The 17,759-nt window shown below is 70.2% G+C and carries 14 protein-coding genes and 2 pseudogenes; 10 read left to right on the top strand and 6 right to left on the bottom strand.

The features are described from left to right. The 10 genes and pseudogenes from BG90_RS37215 to BG90_RS05520 form a co-directional block, all read left to right on the top strand. Nucleotides 1–274 (top strand): annotated as a pseudogene (locus BG90_RS37215) (citrate synthase); the annotation flags it as partial. Next, nucleotides 256–432: pseudogene (locus tag BG90_RS37220) on the top strand (citrate synthase); the annotation flags it as partial. The pseudogenes BG90_RS37215 and BG90_RS37220, both read left to right, overlap by 19 nt. Next, nucleotides 429–1,496 (top strand): TauD/TfdA family dioxygenase, encoded by a 1,068-nt coding sequence (locus BG90_RS05485; RefSeq protein ID WP_010113811.1) that lies wholly within the window; start codon nucleotides 429–431, stop codon nucleotides 1,494–1,496. The pseudogene BG90_RS37220 and the gene BG90_RS05485, both read left to right, overlap by 4 nt. 5 nt (nucleotides 1,497–1,501) lie before the next feature. Continuing rightward, the gene (locus BG90_RS05490; RefSeq protein ID WP_045568078.1) at nucleotides 1,502–2,536 is read left to right on the top strand and encodes an ATP-binding cassette domain-containing protein; all 1,035 of its coding nucleotides are present in this window, start codon (nucleotides 1,502–1,504) and stop codon (nucleotides 2,534–2,536) included. After that, nucleotides 2,529–3,620 (top strand): ABC transporter permease, encoded by a 1,092-nt coding sequence (locus BG90_RS05495; protein WP_010113806.1) that lies wholly within the window; start codon nucleotides 2,529–2,531, stop codon nucleotides 3,618–3,620. Before BG90_RS05490 ends, BG90_RS05495 begins: the two co-directional genes overlap by 8 nt. Before the next feature lie 37 nt (nucleotides 3,621–3,657). Further along, nucleotides 3,658–4,191 (top strand): hypothetical protein, encoded by a 534-nt coding sequence (locus BG90_RS05500; protein WP_010101494.1) that lies wholly within the window; start codon nucleotides 3,658–3,660, stop codon nucleotides 4,189–4,191. A gap of 46 nt (nucleotides 4,192–4,237) precedes the next feature. Next, entirely contained in the window at nucleotides 4,238–5,590 is a 1,353-nt protein-coding gene (locus tag BG90_RS05505; RefSeq protein WP_010113803.1) for a diaminobutyrate--2-oxoglutarate transaminase family protein, read from the top strand. A 75-nt stretch (nucleotides 5,591–5,665) separates the two neighbouring features. Next, entirely contained in the window at nucleotides 5,666–6,667 is a 1,002-nt protein-coding gene (locus BG90_RS05510; protein ID WP_010113801.1) for a fatty acid desaturase family protein, read from the top strand. 203 nt (nucleotides 6,668–6,870) lie between these two features. Then, the gene (locus BG90_RS05515) at nucleotides 6,871–8,067 is read left to right on the top strand and encodes an MFS transporter (protein ID WP_010101491.1); all 1,197 of its coding nucleotides are present in this window, start codon (nucleotides 6,871–6,873) and stop codon (nucleotides 8,065–8,067) included. Between the two features lie 43 nt (nucleotides 8,068–8,110). Next, nucleotides 8,111–8,932 carry a hypothetical protein gene (locus tag BG90_RS05520; RefSeq protein WP_010101490.1) on the top strand — a complete coding sequence of 274 codons (822 nt, stop codon included), beginning with the start codon at nucleotides 8,111–8,113 and terminating at the stop codon, nucleotides 8,930–8,932. 135 nt (nucleotides 8,933–9,067) lie between these two features. Here the strand turns inward: BG90_RS05520 and BG90_RS05525 are convergent, their stop codons facing one another. The 6 genes from BG90_RS05525 to BG90_RS05550 all read right to left on the bottom strand — a co-directional run bounded on the left by BG90_RS05525 (nucleotide 9,068) and on the right by BG90_RS05550 (nucleotide 17,727). Further along, complete coding sequence (locus BG90_RS05525) at nucleotides 9,068–12,265, bottom strand: error-prone DNA polymerase (protein WP_045568079.1); 3,198 nt, start codon at nucleotides 12,263–12,265, stop codon at nucleotides 9,068–9,070. 5 nt (nucleotides 12,266–12,270) lie between these two features. Then, nucleotides 12,271–13,746, bottom strand: coding sequence for a Y-family DNA polymerase (locus BG90_RS05530; protein WP_045568080.1), 1,476 nt, complete (start codon nucleotides 13,744–13,746; stop codon nucleotides 12,271–12,273). Beyond that, on the bottom strand, nucleotides 13,679–14,389 hold the full coding sequence (gene imuA, locus BG90_RS05535; RefSeq protein ID WP_045568081.1) for a translesion DNA synthesis-associated protein ImuA: 711 nt from the start codon (nucleotides 14,387–14,389) through the stop codon (nucleotides 13,679–13,681). The genes BG90_RS05530 and imuA overlap by 68 nt, the downstream gene beginning before the upstream one ends. Before the next feature lie 509 nt (nucleotides 14,390–14,898). Then, on the bottom strand, nucleotides 14,899–15,693 hold the full coding sequence (locus BG90_RS05540) for an ABC transporter ATP-binding protein (RefSeq protein WP_010101479.1): 795 nt from the start codon (nucleotides 15,691–15,693) through the stop codon (nucleotides 14,899–14,901). Next, nucleotides 15,694–16,590: an ABC transporter permease gene (locus BG90_RS05545; protein WP_010113762.1), complete on the bottom strand. Its 897-nt coding sequence runs from the start codon at nucleotides 16,588–16,590 to the stop codon at nucleotides 15,694–15,696. It abuts the gene before it with no gap. Nucleotides 16,591–16,755: 165 nt separating this feature from the next. Further along, the gene (locus BG90_RS05550; RefSeq protein ID WP_010101477.1) at nucleotides 16,756–17,727 is read right to left on the bottom strand and encodes an ABC transporter substrate-binding protein; all 972 of its coding nucleotides are present in this window, start codon (nucleotides 17,725–17,727) and stop codon (nucleotides 16,756–16,758) included. Nucleotides 17,728–17,759: the final 32 nt, after the last annotated feature.

A 17,759-nucleotide genomic window follows, 5' to 3' on the forward strand; every position in this document is an offset into this window, starting at 1 on the left:
ATGGGACTCGCACCTGAACTGCTGAAACGGCCGGCCACCCGCTATCGCGGCACCGACATCGACGGCGCAATCCTCGATCCCGAAGGGCTGTGGGTGCGCGACCGGAACCTGAACGATTTGATCGGCACGGTCTCGTTCGAGGACACGCTCTGGCATCTGTGGTTCGAGCGGATGCCGGCGCCCGCCGAAAGCGCGGCGCTGCGCGCGCGGCTCGCGCAATACGGCGCGCACTTCGCGAGAGGCAATCCGTCGACGCGCGCGGCCGCGAATTATCCGCCGACCCATCTCGAAGAGAAGGTCACGCTCGACGAGGCGCGCGAGCTCGTCGCGGCGGCGGGCCTCGCCGATCACGCGAGCGTGACGAGCCCGCCGTTCGGCCTGGGCGCGCTCGGCTTCGAAATTCTGCTCACCAAGCCGGGAGAGCCGTCATGAGCGAGACCCAGGATTCGATCGCCTTCCAGAACGCAGCGGCACTGAAGGCGCAGGCGCGGCTCGGCCCCGATGTGATCTGTGGCTTCCGGTCCGAGCGCGCGCTGCTGCCGCTCGTCGTCGCGCCGCAAGGCGACAGCGCGCTCGCCGCCGATCGCGACGCCGCGCTCGCGTGGCTCGACGCGCGCCGCGCGGATTTCGACGCGCTGCTGCTCGAGCACGGCGGCCTGCTGCTGCGCGGCTTCGCGGTGCCCGACACGCCCGCGTTCCGCGCATTGACCGATCGCTATCCGCCGCACGCGTTCGGCTACATCGCCGGCGCGTCGCCGCGCAAGGCGATCGACGGCAACGTGTACGAATCGACGCACCTGCCCGCGCCGTTCAAGCTGAGCCTGCATCAGGAAAAGGCGTACATGTCGAACTATCCGCGGCTCATCTCGTTCTACTGCCGGCAGGCCGCGCCCGTCGGCGGCGAGACGCCGCTGTCGGACATGCGCGCCGTCACGCGCCGCCTGCCCGCGCGCACGCTCGATCGGTTCCGCAGCAAGGGCGTGATGTATCGCCGCAACTTCTCGGCGAAGCCGATGCCCGCGCACTTCAACCAGTTCTACCGGCGCTGGCAGGAAGCGTTCATGACCGACGAGCGCGCCGAAGTCGAGTCGCTCTGCCGCGCGACGCAGCTCGAATACGAGTGGCTGCCCGACGGCAGCATCACGGTCACGCACGTCGGCCCGGCGACGGTCGTGCATCCGCGCACGGGCGAGGAAGTCTGGTTCAACCACGCGAGCGCGCAGCACATCAACGCGCGCGTCGTGCATCCGACGATCCTGCACGCGCTGCAGTCGTTCTACAAGACGCGCGCCGCGCTGCCGTACGACATCCGCTACGGCGACGGAACGCCGATGCCCGCCGAAGACCTCGATCCCGTCTACGACGCGATCAATGCCGAGGAAACCGCGTTTCGCTGGCGCGAGCAGGACGTGCTGCTGCTCGACAACATCCTCGTCGCGCACGGACGCAATCCGTACAGCGGCCAGCGCGACATCCAGGTCGCGATGATGGACTGAATGCAATGAGCCCTGTTCCGTTTCCGGCCGGCGAGGCCGGTGAAGCCTTTGAACGCCTTGAAACCGTCGAAGCCGCCGAGGCAGGCGGCGCAGCCGGCATGCGCGAGCGCGCCGCGGCGCCGAGCCGCGCGGCGAGCGCGCTCGCCGCGCGCCGCATCGACGTGAAGGCGGGCGACTTCACGTTCCACGCAACCGATATCGCGTTTCGCGCGGGCGCGCTGACCGCGATCGTCGGCCCGAACGGCTCCGGCAAGAGCACGCTGCTCGAGGCGCTGTTCGGCTTTCGCCGCGCGCAGCTCGAAGGCGCGACGATCCTCGGCGTGCCCGCCGCGCAATTCATGCGCGACACGCGCGAGCTGCGGCGCTTCGGCGCGCAATTGCAGCGCGTCGAATACGCGGAGCACGCGCGCGTCGACGAGATCCTCGCCGTGCATCGCGCGCTGTACCGCAAGCAGGACGCCGCGGTGGCTCAGGCGCTCGCGATCGACGAGCTGCGCGCGAAGCCGTACAGCGGGCTGTCGAAGGGCCAGCGGCAGCGGCTCGATCTCTTCATCGCGTTCGCGCATCGCCCGGCGCTCGTCGCGCTCGACGAGCCGTTCACGGGCCTCGACCGCACGATGACGCGCAGCGTGCTCGGCCTGCTGCGCGGCCCGCTCGCTGGCATCACGATCGCGATGATCTGCCACGCGGGCGAAGAGCTCGAAATCGCCGACGACGTGCTGTGGGTGCGCGATGGCGCAGTCCGCTACCAGGGCGGCAAGGACGCGCTCAAGCGCCGCCTCGTCGGCGAGTTCCGCGCGCTGATCCACGTCGACGACGACGCGCAGGCCGAACGCGTACGCGCGGTGCTCGCGCGGGACGTGCACGTGCAGCGGATCGTCGCGCCCGCGCCGCGGCAGATCGGCGCGTTCGGCCGCGCGGGGCTCGACGCCACGCTGCGCACGCTGATGGAGCAGACGGGCATCCGGCATTTCGAATTCGCGCCGACCGACGAAGGCGATCTGCTGCGCGCGTGCACCGAAGGAGCGACCGATGCTTGAGGTCTTTCTGATTCTCACCCGCAACGAATTGCTCGGGCAATTGCGCAGCAAGGCGCGGCTCTTCTGGACGTTCGTCTTTCCGATCCTGCTGATGAGCGTGATGCTCGTCGCGTTCGGCAAGAGCAGCTCGCTCGGCGTCGTCGAGCTGACGTTCGACGGCAACGCCGCCGTGCCGCAGGCGCGCGCGTGCCGCGCCGCGATCGAGGCCGCGTTCGCGGGCAACGGCACGGTGGGCGCGCGCGTCGTCGCGCCGAACGCCGCCGGCGCTGCGGGCGGCGATCGCGTGCGCGTGAGCTGGCCCGCACGGGCGACCGATCCCGTGCGCGTCTCATACGATTTCAACGGTCCGCTCGCGGCGCGCGCGGCCGCGCGCACGATCGAGATCGCGCTCGTGCGCTGCGCGGCGTCCGAAGCGGGCCTGCCCGCCGCGTACCAGGTGCGCTTCGAGAACGACGGCCACGCGCTCGCGCCGCTCGATTACGGCGAGTTCTTCGCGACGGGCATCCTGATCATGGCGTTCATGTCGGTCGGCGTCGTGTCGACCGCGACGACGATCGCGACGCTGCGCGAGCGCAACACATTCAAGATGTACGTGTGCTTTCCGGTGTCGCGCTTCGTGTTCCTCGCGTCGCTGATCGTCTCGCGCGTGATCCTGATGCTCGCCGCGTCGGTGACGCTGATGCTCGCCGCGCGCTACCTGTTCCAGGTGCCGCTGCCGCTCTGGAGCCTGCGCGCGCTGCGCGCGATTCCGGTCGTGCTGCTCGGCGCCGCGATGCTGCTGAGCCTCGGCACGCTGCTCGCGAGCCGCGCGCGCTCGCTCGCCGCAGCCGAGGCGTGGTGCAACCTCATCTATTTCCCGCTGCTGTTCTTCAGCGACCTGACGATCCCGCTGCGCGCCGCGCCGCACTGGCTGCGCGTCGTGCTGCTCGTGTTGCCGACCAATCAGTTCGCGGTCGCGCTGCGCGGCGTGTTCGTGCGCGACATCGGCTACGCGCAGGCCGCGTGGCCGCTCGCCGTCGTCGCGGGCTGGACGCTCGTGTTCCTCGTCGGCGCCGCGCTGACGTTCCGCTGGCACCAGGACTGAACCGGCGCCGGTTCGCATCGAAGGAGTCCATCGCGTCATGCTCGATCTGATCTTCGCGTATCTGCGCAACGCGGTGCTGTTCGCACCCGCGATCGGTTTCATGCTGTTCATGCGCGCGCCGCCGGGCGACGGCGACGCGCACTGGCGACACGCGGCGCTCGCGGGCGCGCTGCTCGCGCTGCCGCACACCGCGTGGCTGCTGCGCCGGCGGCCGCTGCACGGCACCGCGCTCGGGCTGAACGCGTATCTGATCGTCAGCGCCGCGCTGCCGTTCGTGTCGGACGACGCGACCCGCGACTGGGGCGCGGCGCTCGGCTCGGCCGCGATGCTCGTCTGCGTGCTCGCCGCGCACGCGATCGGGCTTGCCGTCGCGCCCGAATCGTTCTCCGGCGTGGCCGACCCGGCGCTCGCGCAGGCGCGTTGCAGGAAGATGGTCGTCTACAGCGGAATCGCGCTCGCCGCCGCGTTCCCGCACCGGCACGACCCGCTCTTCGGCGGCATGCTGCCCGTCGTCGCGCTGATCCTGCTGCACAAACGGCTGCGGCGCGGCGCGCTCGCGCCGAGCGCCTGATTCGCGGGAAGCCGCCCCGCCCTTTTTCTTCGTGAGGTAGGTAGCCATGCAAGACGTCGATCCCGCCTACGCTTTCGTCCGCGCCCGAGAATCGAGCGCGCGCACCTATGCGGACACCTTCGACACCGTTTTCGCGCACGGCGCGGGCGCGGTGCTCACCGATACGGCCGGACGCCGCTATCTCGACTTCCTGTCTTGCGCGGGCACGCTCGCCACAGGCCACAACCATCCGGCGATCGTCGAGCGCGTACGCGCGTTCGTCGACAGCGGCCAGGTGATGCAGATGCTCGACGTGACGACGCCCGTCAAGCACCGCTTCGTCGAGCGCCTGTTCGAAATCCTGCCGCCCACGCTCGCACGGCACGCGCGCGTGCAGTTCTGCGGGCCGTCCGGCGCGGATGCGATCGAGGCGGCGATCAAGCTCTTCAAGACGGCCACCGGCCGGCGCTCGGTGATCGCGTTCCACGGCGGCTACCACGGGATGACGGCGGGCGCGCTCGCACTGACGGGCAACCTGCGCGCGAAGCACCAGGTTGCATCGCTGATGCCCGACGTGCACGTGATGCCGTATCCGTACGCGTATCGCTGCCCGTTCGGGCTCGGCGCGCCGCACACCGCGGCCGCATCGCTGCACTACGTCGAATCGATGCTGAGCGATCCGGAAAGCGGCATCGCGAAACCCGCGTGCGTGATCGTCGAGGCAGTGCAGGGCGAAGGCGGCGTGATTCCCGCGCCGCCTGAATGGCTCGCGGGGCTGCGCGCGGTGACCGCGCGGCTCGACATTCCGCTCGTGATCGACGAAGTGCAGACGGGCATCGGCCGCACGGGCGCGATGTTCGCGTTCGAGCACAGCGGGATTCGGCCCGACGCCGTCGTGCTGTCGAAGGCGATCGGCGGCGGCTTTCCGCTCGCGCTCGTCGTCTACGACGAGCGCTACGACGTCTGGCAGGCGGGCGCGCACGCGGGCACGTTCCGCGGCAACCAGATCGCGATGGCGGCGGGCGTCGCATGTCTCGACGTGATCGAATCGGAAGGGCTGATCGCCGGTGCGGCGGCCAAGGAGGCGCACATGCGCGCACGGCTCGAGCGGCTCGCCGCACGCCATCCGGAAATCGGCGACGTGCGCGGACGCGGCCTCATGTGGGGAATCGAGCTCGTCGATCCCGACGCCGCACTGGACGCGGCCGGCGCGCGCCCCGCCGCGCCCGCGCTCGCGCGCGCGCTCAAGCGGTACTGCTTCGCGCACGGGCTCATCGTCGAGACGGGCGGCCGCCACGGCGCGGTCGTGCGCCTGCTGCCGCCCCTCACCGTCGGCGCCGCCGAGCTCGATCTTGCCTTCGACACGCTCGACGCCGGGCTCGCCGCGCTCGGCGAGCACGCGCGCGCCGAGTTCGCGTGACGCACCGCGCCGGCACACGTTACGACTCTTCAAGGACACACGATCATGTCTTCTGGAATCGCCACTCCGCACTCAGTGAACTACCGCAAGAAATACGCGACAGAAGCGCATGCGCTGAGCGCGATCCGGCCGTGGCGCTGCGCGTGGGTGATCGCGCGGCAGTGGATCGGCATCGCGATCGCTTTCGCGCTGCCGATCGCGCTCGTCGCGCGCCTGACGGGCGGCACGAGCCTCGCGCATGCATTCGCCGTGCTGAACGCGCCGCAACGGTTCGGCGTCGGCGCCGCGGTGTGCGCCGCATACGTGTATCTCGCGTGCAAGCAGCACGCGCTCGGCATCGTGATGCACGACGCGACGCACTTTCGCCTGTTCGAATCGCGCCGCGTCAACGAGCTCGTCAGCAACTGGCTGTGCGCATTCCCGATCGGCATGGTGACGTCGTGCTACCGGCGCAGCCATCTGCCGCATCATCTGTTCACGAACAAGCCGAACGATCCGTACTGGGCGCGCCTCGTCGAGGACGAGCATTACGCGTTTCCGAAGTCGCACGCCGCGTTCGGCCGGATCCTGCTCGGCGACGTGTTCGGCGCGAACCTGCGCGCATGGTGGCCGACGCTGCGAAGCTGGACCGGCTGGAGCAGCATCCTCGACAATCGCGAAAAGCTGCTGACGCCGTCCGAGCGCCGGCAATTCGGCGCGTTCTGGATCGGCGCGATCGCGCTCGCCGCGTACTTCGGCGTGCTGTCGTACTTCTTGCTGCTGTGGATGCTGCCGATGTTCACGCTGTCGCTCGCGTTCATCCGCATCCGCGTGATCGCCGAGCACGATCTCGACAAGGCCGGGCACGAGCTCGAGCGCACGCGCCACGTCGACGGCGGCTGGTTCGAGCGGCTCGCGATCGCGCCGCTCAACATCAACTATCACGTCGCGCACCATCTGTTTCCGAGCGTGCCGCTCTACAACCTGCCGAAGATGCACGCGCTGCTGATGCAGGAACCCGCGTTCCGCGAGCATGCGCAGTTGTGGCGCAGCTATCTCGGCAGAAAGCACGGCATGGTCCGCTCGCTGCTCACCTGACGGGATCGCGTCGGTGAACCGGCGCACGAAGCACGCAAAACGCGCGGAGCACGCGGAACACGCGGAAGACACGCCGACGCGCGTTCGCGAACGCGGCCGGCCTGCGTCATTGCGCATCCGGTATCAATCGGTCGGAATTCGGTATTGGCGAGAATGCGCGCTCTCGCGCGAGACTGTCATTCTTCAACAATCCGAAACGAACCGTGGTGACCAACACGCTACGCTTTGCACTCTTCATGTGCGGCTGCGCGGCTTTTCTCGGCCTGTATGCAACGCAGGGCATCCTGCCTCAGATCGCGGCCACGTTCGGCACGCGCATCGAACAAGCCGCGCTCGGCATTACGGTCACGACGGTTGCGATGGCGGCGACGGCGCCGTTCGTCGGCATGCTGACGCGCCGCTTCGACCGGCGCCGGGTCATCACGCTCGCCGCGCTGCTGGTCGCACTGCCGACGCTCTGGACCGCGCACGCGGATTCGTTCGCCGAATTCCTCGCGGGACGGATCGCGACGGGAATCGTCATTCCGGTGCTGTTCGCCGTCACGGTGTCGTACGTCGGCGAAACCTGGGAGGGCAACACGACCACCGAAATGACGAGCTTCTTCATCGCCGGCACGACGCTCGGCGGCTTCGGCGGACGCTTCATCGTCAACGGCGTGACGGCGATGAGCGGCTGGCCGCGCGCGCTCGACGCGCTCGCGTGCGCGATGCTCGCCGCGGGCGCCGCGATCTGCCTGTGCCTGCCGCGCACGCGCGCGACGCCGCCGGCGGCGGCGGACCCGGCGGCGATGTCGCTGCGCGCGCTCGGCCGAAACCGACCAGTGCTCGCGTCGTATTTCATCGGCGCGTGCATCCTGTTTTCGCAGGTCACGACGTTCACGTACGTCGGGCTGTATCTCGCGAAGCCGCCGTATCGGTTCGGCACCGCGGCGATCGGCTCGATCTATGCGGTCTTCCTGCTCGCCGTCGTGGTCACGCCGATGGCCGCGCGGCTGTCGCGCAGGCGCCCGCCCGCGGATCTGCTCGCGCTCGCGTCCGGGCTCGGCGTGGCGGGCGCGCTGCTCACGCTTCATGCCGGCGTGCCCGTGATCCTGCTCGGGCTCGCCATCGGGTCGACGGGCGTGTTCGTGGGCCAGGCGGCCGCGAGCGCGTTCGTCACACGTTCGACCTCCGAGGGCCGGACATTCGCAGTGGGGCTTTATCTGTCGTTCTATTACCTGGGCGGCAGCGCAGGAACGGTATTGCCGGTTCCAGCATGGCAGCGCTTCGGCTGGGCAGGCTGCGTCGCACTCGTCGTGTGCGCGCACCTGCTCGCCGCCATCGCCGCTTGGACGTTCTGGAAACCGGGCGGCATCGACGCAACACGCACTCGACCATCATCCATCACGACACCGCGCTAGGCTGGCCAGAGCCGCAGCGGTGATCCACAGAGAGAAATCGTGCATGAACTCGATCACCACTACGCCCAATCATCTTCTCGACATCGTCTGCCCCGTGCTTGAAGGGATGACGCCTGGCGCGCTGCAGCGCGCGCTCGTCGACGCGTTCGACGCGGAATCGGCGTCGCTCGCGCAAATCGAGCACGCGTTCAACACGCTCACGTCCGGCAAGCCGTCGAAAGAAGCGTTGCGCGTGTTCTTCGCGAGCTGGTCGAAGACCAACAACTCGGCGGCGAGCGTGTCGGGCCTCGCGAACCGCGTGACGCTCCTCGCGCGCTCCGATCCGGGCTCGCCCGCATCGGCGAAGCTCTACGACGTATGCGCGAGCCTGCAGCGCATCACCGACGAGGATCTCGGCGCGCTCGGCGGCGCGCTGCACGCCGACCTGTTCTACAACATGGCGACGACGATCTGCGGCGACGACGCGTGGCTGCTGAAGTCGAACTGCGTCGCCTCTGCGCAGGCGTTCAAGGACTGGACCGACCGGCAGCGGCTGCGCAACCGCGACCTGATGCAGGGCCTGCTCACGACGCTCGTGCACGAGGTGTACACGCACGGCGAAGTCGAATTCATCCATCCGTTGTACAAGGTGTGGGTCGAGCACCGGATGAACGTGCCGTCCGAGCGCGTGCGCTTCGTCGTCGCATGGGTGACGGTCCACACGGGCGGCACGGAGAGCGCGCACTTCGCGCATGCGGTCCGCGCGATCGACACGTTCTGCGACGCGATGGACGTGCGGATCGATCCGGCGTCGTCGACGGAACTGTTCCGTGAATATCTTCGCCGCAAGGCCGACGTGATGCGGGCATGCGCGGCTATGCCCTGAACGCGTGGGCGATCGCGCGAACCGCTTGATGAAAGTCGCGCACGCCGCCTTCCGGGGCCGGGAGCAGCGCTCGAATCCGATGTCGGCAGCAAGCGGCACGATCGGCGCGCATCGCGCCGCATGCGCCGGCCAACGTCAATGGAATTCGCGGCTCTCGGTCCGCAAGCCCGCGATCAGCAGCGTCAGATCCTCGAGATATTGCGCGACGAGATGCCGGACGTCGCTCTCGCACTGCCAGACGCCCGACACCGCGAGCAGCCGCGAATCGAGCGTCTCGCGCCGCTGCCGCGCGAGCAGCTCCGGCCGGACGATCACGTTCACGCAGCCCGTCTCGTCCTCCAGCGTGACGAACAGCACGCCCTTCGCGGTGCCCGGCATCTGCCGCGCGGTCACGAGCCCGCACGCGCGCGCGAGCCGGCCGTTGCGGCGATCGCGCAGCGCCGCGGCGGACGACAGCCGCCGCGCGTCGAGCTCGGGCCGCAGCAGCGCGACCGGATGCCGGTTCAGCGTGAGGCCGATCGTGTGATAGTCGGCGAGGACGTCGTCGGCCTCGGACGGCGCGCCGAGCTCGGGCTTCACCGCTTCGTCGATCGGCGCGGCGGCGAGCAGATCGCGCTCCGGCACTGCGGCGACCGCCTGCCACAGCGCGTCGCGGCGGTGGCCGGCGAGCGCCGCGAATGCGTTCGCGGCGGCGAGCGCTTCGAGATCGCGGCGTTCGAGGCGCGCGCGGCGCGCGAGCTCGTCGACGCTCGCAAACGGCCCGGCCGCACGCGCCGCCTCGATCCGCCGCGCGGCGTCCTCGCCCAGGCCGCGCACGAGCGACAGGCCGAGCCGCACCGCCGGCTGCCCGTCGGGCGGCGCCGCGCCGGGCTGCGCTTCGAGCGACGCGTCCCAGCCGCTTGCCGTCGCGTCGATCGGCAGCACCGTCACGCCGTGGCGCTTCGCGTCCTGCACGAGCTGCGCGGGCGGATAGAAGCCCATCGGCTGGCTGTTCAGCAGCGCGGCGACGAAGATCGCCGGCTCGTGACACTTGAGCCAGCTGCTCGCATAGACGAGATGCGCGAAGCTCGCCGCATGGCTCTCCGGAAAGCCGTATTCGCCGAAGCCCTTGATCTGCTCGAAGATCTGCTCGGCGAATTCGGGCGGATAGTCGCGCTCGCGCATGCCGTCGACGATCTTGCGCCGATACTGCTCGAGATTGCCCTTGCGCTTCCACGCGGCCATCGCGCGGCGCAGCGCGTCGGCCTCGCCGGGCGTGAAGCCCGCGGCGATGATCGCGATCTGCATCACCTGCTCCTGGAAGATCGGCACGCCGCGCGTGCGCTCGAGCGCCGGCTTCAGGTCGTCCTTCGGATAGGTGACGGGCTCGAGGCCCTGCCGCCGCTTCAGGTACGGATGCACCGCGCCGCCCTGGATCGGCCCCGGCCGCACGATCGCGACTTCGATCACGAGATCGTAATAGTCGCGCGGCCGCAGACGCGGCAGCATCGACATCTGCGCGCGCGATTCGATCTGGAACACGCCGACCGTGTCGGCGCGGCAGATCATGTCGTACGTCGCCTCGTCGTCCTGCGGGATGCTCTGCATCCCGAACGGCTGGCCGTCCCGCCTGCCGCGCCACGCCGTGATCATGTCGAACGCCCGATGCAGCGCGGACAGCATGCCGAGCGCGAGCACGTCGACCTTCATCAGCCCGAGCGCCTCCAGATCGTTCTTGTCCCACTGGATCACGCGCCGCCCTTCCATCGCCGCGTTCTCGACCGGCACGAGCCGCGTGAGCTTGCCGCGGCTGATCACGAAGCCGCCCGAATGCTGCGACAGATGGCGCGGAAAGCCAAGCAGCCGCGCGGCGAGCTCGGCCCACGCGCGAATCAGCGGCGTGTCCGGATCGAGCCCGACCGACTCGAAGCGCGCGAGCAGATCGCGGCTGCCGTCGAACCAGCGATGCTCCTTCGCGACCCGCTCGACGAGCATCGGATCGACGCCGAGCGCCTTGCCGGTCTCGCGCAGCGCGCCGCGCGGGCGATAGGTCGACACGGCAGCGGCGAGCGCCGCGCGGTCGTGGCCGTATTTTTCGTAGAGGTACTGAATGACCTCCTCGCGGCGCTGATGCTCGAAGTCGACATCGATGTCGGGCGGCTCGCCGCGCTCGCGGCTGATGAATCGCTCGAACAGCAGCGAGCTCTTTTCCGGATGCACTTCGGTCACGCCGAGGCAAAAGCAGACGACGGAGTTCGCGGCCGATCCGCGCCCCTGGCACAGGATGTCGCGGCTGCGCGCGTACTGGACGATGTCGTAGACCGTCAGGAAATATGGCTCGTATTTCAGCTCGGCGATCAGCTCGAGCTCGTACCGGATTCTCTCCTGCACCGTGTCCGGCACGCCGTCCGGATAGCGCCTGTGCGCTCCCGACCAGGTTTCCCGACGAAGATAGCTCGTCGGCGTGTGGCCTTCGGGCACGAGCTCGCGCGGATATTCGTAGCGCAGCTCGTCGAGCGAGAAGTCGCACGCATCGAGAATCCGGCACGTCTCCGCGATCGCCTCGGCCGGAAACAGCTGAGCGATCCGCTGACGCAAGCGCAGATGCTGCTCCGCGTTCGGCGCGAGCGCGTAGCCGCATTCGGCGATCGGCATCCCGAGCCGGATCGCCGTCATCGCATCCTGCAGCGGCTTGCACGAGCGCGCGTGCATCGTCACGTCGCCGAGCGCGACGATGCGCATCCCGCGCCGCTCGCCCGCCGCCCGGATCTCCTCGCGATGCGCGCCGTCTAGCGCGCGCTGCAGCTGCACGAGTCCGAGCCGCGCGCGTTCGCCGAACAGCGCATCGAACCACGCGAGCTGCGCATCGAGCATGTCGGCGCGCGCCGGATACGTCGGCACGAGAATCGCAAAGCAGTCGGGCACGCCGCGCAGATGCGCGAATGTCGACGGCGGCGCGGCCAGCATCTGCGGCGTGAGCCGGTAGGTGCCCTTCGGCGCGTCCATCCGCCGCCACGAGATCAGCTCGGACAAGTTGCCGTAGCCTTCGCGATTCCGCGCGAGCAGCACGAGGCCGAATGCGCCGGGGCCCGGATCGTGGCCCGGCGCGACGTCGTCCGGCGTCACGTCGAAGTACGCGCCGACGACGAGCGGCAGCCCCTCCGCGTTCGCCGCGACATGCATCCGCGGCGCGCCGGCGAGCGAGCATTCGTCGGTGATCGCGATGCCGCGATAGCCGTGCGCCTTCGCGCGCTCGACAAGCTCGTCCGCCGACGACGCGCCGTGCAGGAACGAGAAATTCGACCGGCAGAACAGCTCCGCGTAGTCGGGCAGGATCTTGGATGTCGCATCCATGCCGCTCACCCGAACAGGCCGTGCAGGAACCAGCACTGCCCCGCCGCGCTGCTGCCGCGCTCCTGGTAGACCCAGTAGCACGCGCCGTCGCCGTCCTGCGCGACGCGATAGTCGCGCGCGACGAGCTGGCCGTCGAACCAGCCCGCCTCGATCCGCTCGATCGACGACACGAACTTGAGCGGCGTGCGATAGAACGGCCGGTTCTCGCGCATCACGAGCGGCAGCGGCTCCGCGAGCAGCCACGCGGGACGCGGCGGCGCGACGGGCGGCGCGGCCGGCTTGCCGGCCGGCGCGTCGAGCGGCAGCCAGCGGTTCGCCGCCTCGGGCCGGTGATCGGCGACGGGCGCCGCGCGCAGCACGTTGTCCGCGCCGAGCCGCGCGGTCAGGAGCTCGACGAGCCGCGCGCGCGCCTCGCGGGTGCCGCCCGGCTCGGGGAACAGATCGTCTGCGGGCGGCGCGACCGATTCGACGCGCGTGACGGTCAGGCGCACCGCGATCACCGCGGCGGGCAGCGCGACGCGCGCGAGCCGCTCGCCGAGAAGGCGCATGAAGTGCGTCTCGTCGCGCGCGGGCTCGGCGAACGCGAGCTCGAGCGACGTCGGCGGCGCCGCCTGGCGGCCGCGCTCGTGCTCGAGCGCGAACGTCATCGCCGACAGCGACAGGTGCCGCGCGGCGAGCCAGCCGCATAGCTGCACGACGAGCCGCCGCGCGACGAACAGCACCGCCTCCGCGTATTCGACGCGCTCCGGCAATTCGAGCCGCGCGTCGAACACGGGCGGCACCGGCATCCAGGCGAGCGGCTCCGCGGCGTCGCCGTACGCGCGATCGAGCGCGGCGACGAGTGACGGACCGCAGCGGCGCGTGAGCCCCGCGCGCGGCAGGCGGCGCAGGTCGGCGAGCGTGCGGCAGCCGAGGCCGTCGAACCAGCCGGCGTACGGGCGCGCGTCGGGCAGCAGCTCGCACGGCAGCGCATCGAGCGCGCGCACGAGCGACGCCGTCCGCACGATCCGCCGCCGCGTGCGCGGCCGGCCCGGTGCGCGCGCGAGCAGCCACGCGCCGCGCCCGGTCGGCGCGGCGGCAAGACGCGCCGCGTAGCCGAGCGTGGCGAGCGTCGCGCGCACCTGCCGGCACAGCGACGGCAGGCCGCCGAACAGCCGCAGGCTCGCGCCGACGTCGACGACGAGCGTCGCTTCGTCGTCGAGCGCGACGCACGGCGAGAAGCGCAGCAGTGCGAGCGCGACCGCGCGCAGCGCATCGGCCTCGCGGGCCGGATCGCGCTCGACGAGCCGCGTGCCGGGCGCGAGCGTCAGCACGCCGCCGCGCTTCATGCCGGCGCGCACGCCGTGCGCGCGCGCGGCCGCGTCGGCGACCAGCACGATGCCCTGTTCGAGCACCGCACAGCCGTCGCCGTCGTCAGGCGACGGCGGCGCGCATACGTCGAGCGGCAGGCGCGGCAGATGGATGCCGAGCAAGACGCGCATAGCGGCTCTCCACGATGGGCGACGGCAACTCGAGCGCAAGCGGCTCGCCGTGCGCCGGCCCTCGGCGCTTGACGATCTCGACCGACACGCCGCCCGGCGACGGATGCAGCGCGACGCGCAGCACCGCGGGCGACGGCTGCCGCGCGGCCGCCAGAGGCCGGAACATCACGAACAGCGTGTCGCCCGCGCGCGCGGCGGCGAGATGCAGGCGGCGCAGCGCATCGGCGCGCGTGTTCTGCTGCCACAGCAGGAGCGCGCCGCAGCAGCCGGTCTTGAGCGCCTGCTCGGCCGCCCACAGCGCATCCGCGCCGCTGTCCGCGCGCAGCCACAGCAGCGCGTCGAGCGGCACGCCGAGGCCGGTGAGCGCGCACGCATGCGGCGATTGCGGCGGCGCGACGAACGCGAGCGGCCGCCGCGCGCTACCGGTCGCAGCGAGCGCGGGCGCGAGCACGCGCATCTCGCCGCAGCCCGCGTGCGGCACGAGCAGTTCGACGAGCCCGCCGACCGGCCAGCCGCCCCCCGGCAGCTCGGCCGATAGCGCCGCATGGCCGGTGTCGACCGTGCGCACGCCGCCGCGCGCGAGCTGGGAGCCGCGCCAGAGCGATGGATGCAGCGATTCGAGGGAAAGAGATGAAGCGGACATCGCGTTGCCGATTACTGTATGTTTGTACAGTATATGGCAACGCATCCGCGACGCACAGCAACCAATGCGAAACCGGCCTTTCGGCAGAGGGATGAACAGAAAATCGGTCCGGAACCCACGGCGTACCGTACCGCAATGCGCTCCCGGCCGCGTCGGCCCGGACCGCCGCACGTCCGTCGCCGGGCAGTCGCCCGAGGCCGCTCGCGCCGGCCGGCCACGGCGTCCGCCCGCGCAAAGCGGCGACAACGGTGACGAGTCATTCGAAGCCGTCACCGCCGCGCGCGCCGGAACGAAACCATCGCGCCCGAAGCGCAAACGAACGGCCCGCCCTCGTCGCGAGCCGCACCCATTCGGCCGCCGCCCAGAGCGCCGTGCGCGACGGCCGCCACGCCGCACAACCTTCAGTCGCGCAACCGCCGCACAACCGCTACGCAATCGCTCCGCTGCCTGCCGCCAGAACCGCGGCCGAAGCGCCAGCCCCGAACCACAGCGCCGCCGGAAACCGCCCGTCAGCCGAGCAGCAACGCGTCGTCGTCGAGCTTCTCGTGCCGCGTCTTCTCGAACAGCTTCAGCAGATCGGGCACGTCGAGCCCGCGGCGCTCGTCGCCGGACACGTCGAGCACCACCTGCCCCTGATGCAGCATCACCGTGCGATCGCCGTAATCGAGCGCCTGCCGCATGCTGTGCGTGACCATCATCGTCGTCAGCTTGCTCTCGGCGACGATCCGCGCCGTCAACTCCAGTACGAACGCGGCCGTCTTCGGATCGAGCGCGGCCGTGTGCTCGTCGAGCAGCAGGATCCGCGACGGCTGCAGCGACGCCATCAGGAGGCTCACCGCCTGCCGCTGCCCGCCCGACAACAGGCCGATGCGGTCGGCGAGCCGGTTCTCGAGCCCGAGATTCAACAGCCGCAGCCTGTCGCGGAACAGCTCGCGCGACGTGCGGTTCAGCGCCGGCCGAAAGCCGCGCCGCGCGCCGCGCGCCATCGCGAGCGACATGTTCTCCTCGATCGTCAGCGCTTCGCAGGTGCCCGCCATCGGGTCCTGGAACACGCGCGCGACGAGCGGTGCGCGGCCCCATGCGGGCTTGCGCGTGACGTCGACGCCGTCGATCGTGATGCGCCCCGAATCGACCGGCTGATCGCCGCTCACCGCGTTCAGGAACGTCGACTTGCCGGCGCCGTTCGAACCGATCACCGCGACGAACTGGCCGTTCGGGATGTCGAGCGACAGCCCCCGCAGCGCGCGCGTCTCGATCGGCGTGCCGGGGTTGAACGTGAGCTTCAGGTCTTGTGCGGACAGCATTTACGCCCCTCCCGTCTTGCGGGCGAACAGCTTCTTGCGCGTCGCGGGCAGCACGAGCGCGACCGTCACGAGCACGGCCGTCACGAGGTTCAGGTCCTGCGCCTTCAGGCCGATGAACTCGCTGTTGAGCGCGAGCGCGATGAAGAAACGATAGAGAATCGCGCCGAGCACGACGGCGAGCGTCGTGAGAAACAGCCGGCGCGCGGGCAGCAGCGTCTCGCCGATGATCACGGCGGCGAGCCCGATCACGATCGTGCCGATCCCCATCGAGATGTCCGAGCCGCCCTGCGTCTGCGCGAACAGCGCGCCCGCGAGCGCGACGAGCGCGTTCGACAGCGCCATCCCGGCCAGCGTCGCGCGGCCGGTCGCGATGCCTTGCGCGCGCGCCATCCGCGGATTCGCGCCCGTTGCGCGCATCGCGAGGCCCAACTGCGACGAGAAGAACCCGTCGAGCCCGAGCTTCGCGATCACGACGACGACAGCGAGAAGCGCCGGCCGCAGCACGTAGTCCGGCATCCAATCGGGCTGCAGCACCGTGAAGAGCGTGGGCTCGGTGATGAGCGGCACGTTCGGCCGCCCCATGATCCGCAGGTTCACCGAATAGAGCGCGATCATCATCAGGATGCTCGCGAGCAGATCCATGATCTTCAGGCGCACGTTGAGCCAGCCGGTGACGAAGCCCGCGCACGCGCCCGCGGCGATCGCGACGAGCGTCGACGTGAACGGATCGTGGCCCGAGGAGATCAGCGTCGCGGCGACCGCGCCGCCGAGCGGAAAGCTGCCGTCGACGGTCAGGTCGGGAAAGTTGAGGATGCGAAACGAGATCAGCACCCCGAGGGCGACGAGGCTGAAGATGAGGCCGATCTCCAGCGCGCCCAGAAGAGAGAAAAGAGACATGGTGGGGAAATCCTGTTGCAACGTGCAAGGCGGGGCGGGATGGCGCTTGGCGTCGCGTGAGACGCGGCGGCGCCCGGTCCGAGCCCGTGGGCCGCGCCCATCGCGCGGCCCGCCGAGGCCCGCGAACGCGCACCCTCGTTCGGCGGGCGCCGGCGCGCGCGCGCGTTACTTGATGACCGTCTTCGCTTCCTTGACGAGATCGGGCGCGAGCGTCACGCCTTGCTTCGCGGCCGCGTCGGTGTTGACGAACAGTTCGAGGTTGCTGCTCGTCTCGGACGCGATCGCCCCCGGCTTCTCGCCCTTCAGGATCCGCGCGACGACCTTGCCCGTCTGCCGGCCGAGGTCGCCGTAGTTGATGCCGAGCGCCGCGACGCCGCCGCGCTTCACGCTGTCGGTGTCGCCCGCGACGAGCGGAATCTTCGCCTCGTTCGCGACCTTCACGAGCGATTCGTACGCGGACACGACGTTGTTGTCGGTATTCGTGTAGATCACGTCGACCTTGCCGATCAGGCTCTTCGCGGCGGGCGCGATGTCGACGGTGCGCGGCGCGGCGGCTTCCTTGAGCGTCATCCCCTGCTTCGCGAGGATCGCCTTCAGCTCCTTCACGACGACGACCGAATTCGCCTCGCCCGGGCTGTAGACCATGCCGACCGTCTTCGCCTTCGGCGCGACGCGCTTGATGAGCGCCACTTGCCTGTCGAGCGGCAGCTTGTCGGACACGCCCGTCACGTTGGTGCCCGTCGGCCCCCAGCCCTTGACGAGCTGCGCGGCGACGGGATCGGTCACGCCCGTATAGACGACGGGCACGCTCTTCGTCGATGCGACGACGGCCTGCGCGGCGGGCGTCGCGATCGCGACGATCACGTCGGGACGGTCGCCGATGAACTTGCGCGCGATCTGCGCGGCGGTGCCGGTGTTGCCCTGCGCGCTCTGGTATTCCCACTTGAGCTTGTCGTCGCCGTAGCCCTCGGCCTTCAGCTCCGCGCGCACGCCGTCGCGGATCGCGTCGAGCGCAGGATGATCGACGATCGACAGCACCTTGACGGTCTGCGCGTGCACGGCGCCGGCGCCGAGCATCGCGAACGCCGCGACGCCCGCCGCGATCGAATGAGCGGCAACGATCTTGAATCGCTTCATGAGTCTGTCTCCCCCGGTTCGGTTCTGAATGG

The sequence above is a fragment of the Burkholderia oklahomensis C6786 genome (genome assembly GCF_000959365.1).
GTDB classification, from domain to species: Bacteria; Pseudomonadota; Gammaproteobacteria; order Burkholderiales; family Burkholderiaceae; genus Burkholderia; species Burkholderia oklahomensis.